This is a genomic window from Protofrankia symbiont of Coriaria myrtifolia (genome assembly GCF_900634755.1).
In the GTDB taxonomy this organism is placed as follows: domain Bacteria; phylum Actinomycetota; class Actinomycetes; order Frankiales; family Frankiaceae; genus Protofrankia; species Protofrankia coriariae.
The window spans coordinates 1-7193 of sequence record NZ_CAAAFS010000158.1 but is presented as its reverse complement, the minus strand read 5'-3'; the positions used below and the strand labels follow the sequence as shown (position 1 = coordinate 7193).

Below are 7193 nucleotides of genomic sequence, written 5' to 3'. Positions count from 1 at the left end.
TCGGCGGGCTGCTCGTCCCGGCCCGGCTCACCCCGGCGACGATCGAGGGCGAGCCGCCGACGGTCCTGCGGGACCTCGTCCCCGCCCCCGTCTCCGCCGCTGCCGCGGCGGCCCGGCCCGGCGCGGCGGGCCGGGCGGGCGGCTCCTGGCCGGAGCTGGCCGCCGCGACAGACCCCGACGAGCGCGAACGCGTCGTCCTCGACCTGGTGAACGCGACCGCGACGGCCGTCCTCGGCCATCCGCCGGGTACGCCGCTGGACCCGCAGCGGTCCTTCCGCGACCTGGGCTTCGACTCCCTCGCCGGGGTCGAGCTGCGCAACCGGCTGGGCACCGCCACCGGTCTGCGGCTGCCGGCCACCGCCGTGTTCGACCACCCCTCCCCGGCGGCGCTCGCCCGCTTCCTGCTCGCCCAGCTCGCGCCCGCGCCGGTCACGGCCGGCCAGCCGGCGGCCCCACCGGCCCGCCGGGCCACCGCGACGGCCGCGGACGCCGACGACCCGATAGCGATCGTGGCCGCGGCCTGCCGCTACCCCGGAGGGGTGCGTTCCCCGGAGGACCTGTGGCGGCTGGTCGCCACCGACACCGACGCGATCAGCGACTTCCCCACCAACCGCGGCTGGGACGTCGACGCCCTCTACGACCCGGATCCCGACATCCCGGGCCGGACCTACACCCGTCACGGCGGGTTCCTGCACGACGCCGACCAGTTCGACCGCGACCTGTTCGGCATCTCCCCGCGGGAGGCGCTGGCCACCGACCCGCAGCAGCGGCTGCTGCTGGAGGTCGCCTGGGAGGCCTTCGAGCGCGCCGGCCTGGACCCGACGGCGCTGCGCGGCTCCCGCACCGGCGTGTTCGCCGGCGTGATGTACGACGACTACGCCAGCCGGCTGCCCGCCACCCCGGAGAACGTCGAGGGCTACCTGCTGACCGGGAACACCTCCAGTGTGGTGTCGGGCCGGCTGGCCTACGTCTACGGGCTGGAGGGGCCGGCGGTCACCGTCGACACCGCCTGCTCCTCGTCGCTGGTGGCGCTGCACCTGGCCGCGGCGGCGATCCGGGCCGGGGAGTGCGACCTGGCCCTGGCCGGCGGTGTCACCGTGATGGCCTCGCCGGGCACGTTCATCGAGTTCAGCCGGCAGCGCGGCCTGTCCCCGGACGGCCGGTGCCGGTCGTACGCGACCGGCGCTGACGGCACCGGCTGGAGCGAGGGGGTCGGTCTGCTCCTCGTCGAGCGGCTGTCCGACGCCCGGCGGGCGGGCCACCCGGTGCTGGCGGTGCTGCGTGGCTCGGCGGTGAACTCCGATGGCGCCAGCAACGGCCTGACCGCCCCGAACGGCCCGGCGCAGGAGCGGGTCATCCGCGCGGCGCTGGCCAGCTCCGGGCTCACCACCGCCGACGTCGACGCGGTCGAGGGGCACGGCACCGGCACCCGGCTGGGTGACCCGATCGAGGCCCAGGCGCTGCTGGCCACCTACGGCCAGCAGCGGCCGGCGGAGCAGCCCTGCTGGCTGGGCTCGCTGAAGTCGAACATCGGGCACTCCCAGGCCGCGTCCGGGGTCGGCGGCGTGATCAAGATGATCGAGGCGATGCGGCACGGTGAACTGCCCCGCACGCTGCACGTCGACGCGCCGAGCGAGCACGCGGACTGGTCGGCCGGGGCGGTCCGGCTGCTCACCGAGCCGGTGACCTGGCCGGACGGGCCGGGACGCCCCCGGCGGGCCGCGGTGTCGTCGTTCGGGATCAGCGGTACCAACGCCCACGTCATCCTGGAGCAGCCCACCGCCGCGGACAGCGCCGAGGCGGTGATCACCGCCGCCCCGGCCGCCGGGACGGACGTGGACACCACCGACGCCGCCGACAGCACCGACAGCACCGACAGCACCGACAGCACCGACACCGTCGACAGCGCTGGCACCGCCTCGGGCGAGACGGCGCCGGTGGTCTGGGTGGTGTCCGGGCACGACGACGCGGCGCTGCGCGCCCAGGCCGGGGCGCTGCGCCGGTTCGTCGCCGAACAGCCCGCGCCGGACATCCGCGACATCGCGTTCTCGCTGGCCACCGCCCGCGCCCGCCTCGGGCGGGCCGCCGTCGTCGCCGGCCGGGGCACGGCGACGCTGCTGGCCGGGCTGGCCGCGGTGGAACGCGGCGAGGAAAACCTGGCCGCCCGGGAGACCGGGGCCCGGGGGGTCCGCACCGCCGTCCTGTTCACCGGCCAGGGCACGCAGCGGCCCGACGCCGGGGCGGAGCTCCACCGCGCCGAGCCGGTGTTCCGGGCGGCGCTCGACGAGATCATCGCCGCGTTCGACCCGCTGCTCGACCGCCCGCTGCGGGAGATCCTGTTCGCCGCGCCGGGCAGCGACGCCGCGGCCCTGCTCGACCAGACCGCGTACACCCAGCCGGCGCTGTTCGCGCTGGAGGTGGCGCTGTTCCGGCTGGTCGAGCACCGTGGGCTGCGGCCCGACTTCGTCGCCGGCCACTCCATCGGGGAGATCGCCGCCGCCCATGTGGCTGGGGCGCTGACCCTCGGCGACGCCGCCACGCTGGTGGCGACCCGCGCCAGGCTGATGCAGGCCGCGCCGGCGGGCGGGGTGATGATCGCCGTCGAGGCGACGGAGGAGGAGGTCACCGCCAGCCTGGCCGAAGCTCTGGCCGCCACCCGGGCCGGCACCTCGGCTGGCTCCTCGGCCGACGCCACCGGGACGGTGGACATCGCCGCCGTCAACGGCCCGACCGCGGTCGTGATCTCCGGGTCGGCCGGCATCGCCCAGCGGGTGGCGGCCGGCTGGCGGGACCGTGGCCGTCGGGTCCGCCAGCTGCGGGTCAGCCACGCCTTCCACTCGGCGCACATGGACAGCGTCCTCGACGAGCTGCGGGCGGTGGTCGGCACCCTGAACGTCACCGCACCCCGTATCCCCGTCATCTCCAATGTGACCGGACGCCCGGCAGGCGTCGAACAGCTCGCCTCGGCGGACTACTGGGCCGCCCAGCTGCGCGGCACCGTCCGCTTCCTCGACGGCGTCCGCTACCTGGACGGTCAGGGTGTCTCCAGCTTCCTGGAGGTCGTCCCGGACGCGGTGCTGACCGCGATGGCGCGCGACTGCCTTGACGGCGAGCGGGCCGCCACCGCGGCCCTGGTGCCGTCGCTGCGCTCCGGCCGGCCGGAGGCCGAGACGCTGACCGTGGCGCTGGCCCGCCTGTACGCGCACGGCAGCGCCCTGGACTGGGCACGGGCGCTGCCCGGTGCCCGCCGGACCGCGCTGCCGACATACGCCTTCCAGCACGCTCGGTACTGGCTCGACCCGGCCCCGACCCGGCCGGACGCGGACGGGCTGGGCCTGTGGAACACCGAGCATCCGCTGCTGGGAGGCGCGGTCGAACTGCCGGAGGACGCCGGCGTGGTACTCACCGGGACGGTGTCGCTGGCCGGCACGCCGTGGCTGGCCGACCACGCCCTGTTCGGCACCCCGGTGCTGCCGGGCGCCGCCGTGGTCGAACTGGCCCTGCACGCCGCCCGGCTGGTGGGCGCTGGCGCGCTGCGCGAGCTCACCCTGCACAGCCCGCTGGTGCTGCCGGACCGGGAGGCGGTGCGCGTCCAGGTGACGGTGGGTGCCCCGAACGACGCCGGTGACCGGCCGGTGGCGATCCACTCCAGCCCGCCGCGGACGGGCCGCCCGCAGTGGACCCGGCATGCCGCCGGGGTGCTCGCCGCCGCGGACGTGCCCGTGCCGCCGGCGCCGGGTGCCGGCTCCGGCCCGCTGCCCTGGCCACCGGCCACCGCCGCCGAGATCCCGATCGGCGACGGGTACGACCGGCTCGCCGAGCACGGGTACGACTACGGCCCGGCGTTCCGGGGGCTGCGCCGGCTGTGGCGCGACGGGGAGGCGGCCTACGCCGAGGTGACCGTCAACGTGGCCACCGACGTGGCCGCCGAGGCGGACGCGGGCCCGGACGGCGGCACGTCCGCGCCCGGCTTCCTGCCGCACCCGGCGCTGCTGGACACCGCCCTGCACCCGCTCGCCTTCGAGGCCGCTCTCCCGGCCGAGGGTGCCAGCGCCGGTACGCGGGTGCCGTTCGCCTGGTCCGACGTCCGCCTGCACACCAGCGCCTTCCCGCGCACGGTGCGGGTCCGGATCGTCCCGGCTGGCACCGGCACGGTCACGCTGACCCTCACCGACAGTGCGGACAGCCCGCTGCTGACCGTGGCGGCGCTGACCCTCGCGACGGTCGACCGGGCCCGGATCGCCGCTGCCGGCGGCGGCCGCAACGGCTCGCTGCACACGCTGGCCTGGCAGCCGCTGACCTGGCGGCCCGGCACCGCGCCGGCATCGGCACCGGTGCCTCCCGGCTGGACCGTCCTGGACCTGCGGCACGACCCGGCCGAGACGGGACCCGACGGCCCGCTGGAGGTGGACGCCGCGGCCCGGCACACCGCCCACGAGACACTGCGCGCCGTCCAGCGGTGGCTGGCCGACGCCGAGAGCCGGCCGGCCGACGCCCGCCTGATCGTGGTCACCCAAGGAGCGGTCTCCGTCTCCAATGGTGACGAAGTGACCGATCCGGCGGCGGCCGCCGCCTGGGGGCTGGTCCGCACGGCCGCCACCGAGCATCCCGACCAGTTCGTCCTGCTCGACGTGGACAGCGCGGCTGGCGCGGCCGGCACGAGTGGTACGGCCGGCACAAATGGTACGGGCGGCACGAATGGTACGGGCGGCACAGCCGGCGCGCGGGACGCTGTCAGCCCGGTACCCGCCGATCTGCCGCTCGACGAGCCCCAGCTCGCGCTGCGCGGCACGACGGCATACGTCCCCCGGCTGGCGGCGACGGCGCCGGGGGGCGAGACACCCCGGCTCGACGACGGCACGGTGCTCGTCACCGGTGCCACCGGCCTGCTCGGCGGGCTGATCGCCCGCCGGCTGGTGACCGTGCACGGTGCCCGTCACCTGCTCCTGGTCAGCCGGCGTGGCCGCGACGCGGCCGGCGCCGACGAACTGGCCGCGGAGCTGACCGAACTGGGCGCCACCGTCACCGTCACCGCCGGCGACGTCGCCGACCGCGACGCGCTGCGCGAACTGCTCACCGCCATACCGGCGGAGCACCCCCTGATCGCGGTCGTGCACGCCGCTGGGGTACTCGACGACGCGATCGTCGAGGCGCTCACCCCCGAGCGGCTGGACGCGGTGCTGCGGCCGAAGGTAGACGCGGCCTGGAACCTGCACGAACTCACCCGGGAGCTGGACCTGCGGGTCTTCTCGCTGTTCTCCTCGGTGACCGGGATTCTCGGCACCGCCGGCCAGGCCAACTACGCCGCGGCCAACGCCGTCCTCGACGCCCTCGCCACCCACCGGGTGGCCCGCGGGCTGCCGGGCACCTCCCTGGCCTGGGGGCTGTGGGGCGGCGAGGCCGGGCTCGGCGCCGACCTGAGCCGGGCCGACCTCGCCCGCCTGACCCGCACCGGGGTCGTCCCCCTCGACCTGGACGAGGGGCTGGAGCTGTTCGACGCGACGCTCGGCGCACGGAACCCGGTGCTCGTCCCGGCCCGGCTGGATCCGACGCCGCTGAGCGCGGCGGGCTCGGTCGTGCCGCCCCCGCTGCGCAGCCTGGTGGCCGCCCGCCGGCCGCGGCCCGCCGCCACCACCACCGGCACTGACCCCGACGGCGACCTGGCCGGGCAGACGCCGCGCGACCGGCTGCTGGCGCTGCCCCCGCGGGAGCGGGCCGACGCCGTGGCCGCCTTGGTGCACCGCGGCGTCGCGGCGGTGCTCGGCTACGCGGCCGGGGAGACTGTCGAGGCCGACCGCACGTTCAACGAGCTCGGCTTCGACTCGCTGACCGCGGTCGAGTTGCGCAACAAACTGGCCGCCGCGACCGGACTGACCCTGCCGACAGCACTGATCTTCGACTACCCGACACCGACGGCGCTCACCGGGTACCTGCTACGTGACCACCTGTCCGCGGCCGACGACACAGCGGCCACAGCCGCCACGACCACTACGGTCGTCACGCCGGGCACCTCCGCCGCGCCGGACGACGACCCGATCGTGATCGTGGGAGCGGGCTGCCGGTTCCCCGGCGGCGTCACCACCCCCACCGAACTCTGGGAACTGATCAACTCCGGGGTCAGCGCCATCACCGAGTTCCCCACCAACCGCGGCTGGGACCTGAACCACCTCTACCACCCCGACCCCGACCACCCCGGCACCTCCTACACCCGCCACGGCGGCTTCCTGCACAACGCCGGCGACTTCGACCCCGACTTCTTCGGCATCTCCCCCCGCGAAGCCCTCGCCATCGACCCCCAACAACGCCTCCTGCTCGAAACCACCTGGGAAGCCCTCGAACACGCCGGCATCGACCCCACCACCCTCACCGGCACCCCCACCGGCGTCTTCGCCGGAATCATGTACGACGACTACGGTGCCCGGCTGCACCTGGCGCCCAGCGCGCCGGCGTCCCTCGAGGGATACCTGGTGACGGGCAGCGCCGGCAGCGTTGCCTCGGGACGGATCGCCTACACCCTCGGCCTGCAGGGCCCCGCCCTGACCATCGACACCGCCTGCTCCTCCTCCCTCGTCGCCGTCCACCTCGCCGTCCAGGCCCTACGCCGCGGCGAGATCACCCTCGCCCTGGCCGGCGGCGCCACCGTCATGGCCAGCCCCGCCACCTTCATCGAGTTCTCCCGCCAACGCGGCCTCGCCCCCGACGGCCGCTGCAAACCCTTCTCCGCCGACGCCAACGGCACCGCCTGGGGCGAGGGCGCAGGCGTGATCGTCCTGGAACGGCTCTCCGACGCCCAGCGCAACAACCACCCCATCCTCGCCGTCATCCGCGGCAGTGCCATCAACCAGGACGGCGCCTCCAACGGCCTCACCGCCCCCAACGGCCCCGCCCAACAGCGTGTGATCACCGCAGCCCTCGCCGACGCCGGCCTCACCCCCGCCGACATCCACCTCGTCGAAACCCACGGCACCGGCACCACCCTCGGCGACCCCATCGAAGCCCAGGCGCTTCACAACACCTACGGCCAGCACCGCCCGGCCGACCAGCCACTGTTCCTCTCCACGATCAAGGCCACCCTTGGGCATGCCCAGGCCGCCGCCGGCATCGCCAGCATCATCACCACCACGCATACTCTGCGTAACAGCCACATTCCGGCCACCGTCCCCACCGGCACCACGCCCACCCCCCACCTCGAC

The 7193-nt window shown here is 75.8% G+C and carries 1 protein-coding gene; it reads left to right on the top strand.

Features of this window, described 5'->3' with window-relative positions:
- On the top strand, positions 1-7193 hold a 7193-nt coding region (locus CM1CMNOD_RS22960; protein WP_242625448.1), incomplete at both ends, for a type I polyketide synthase.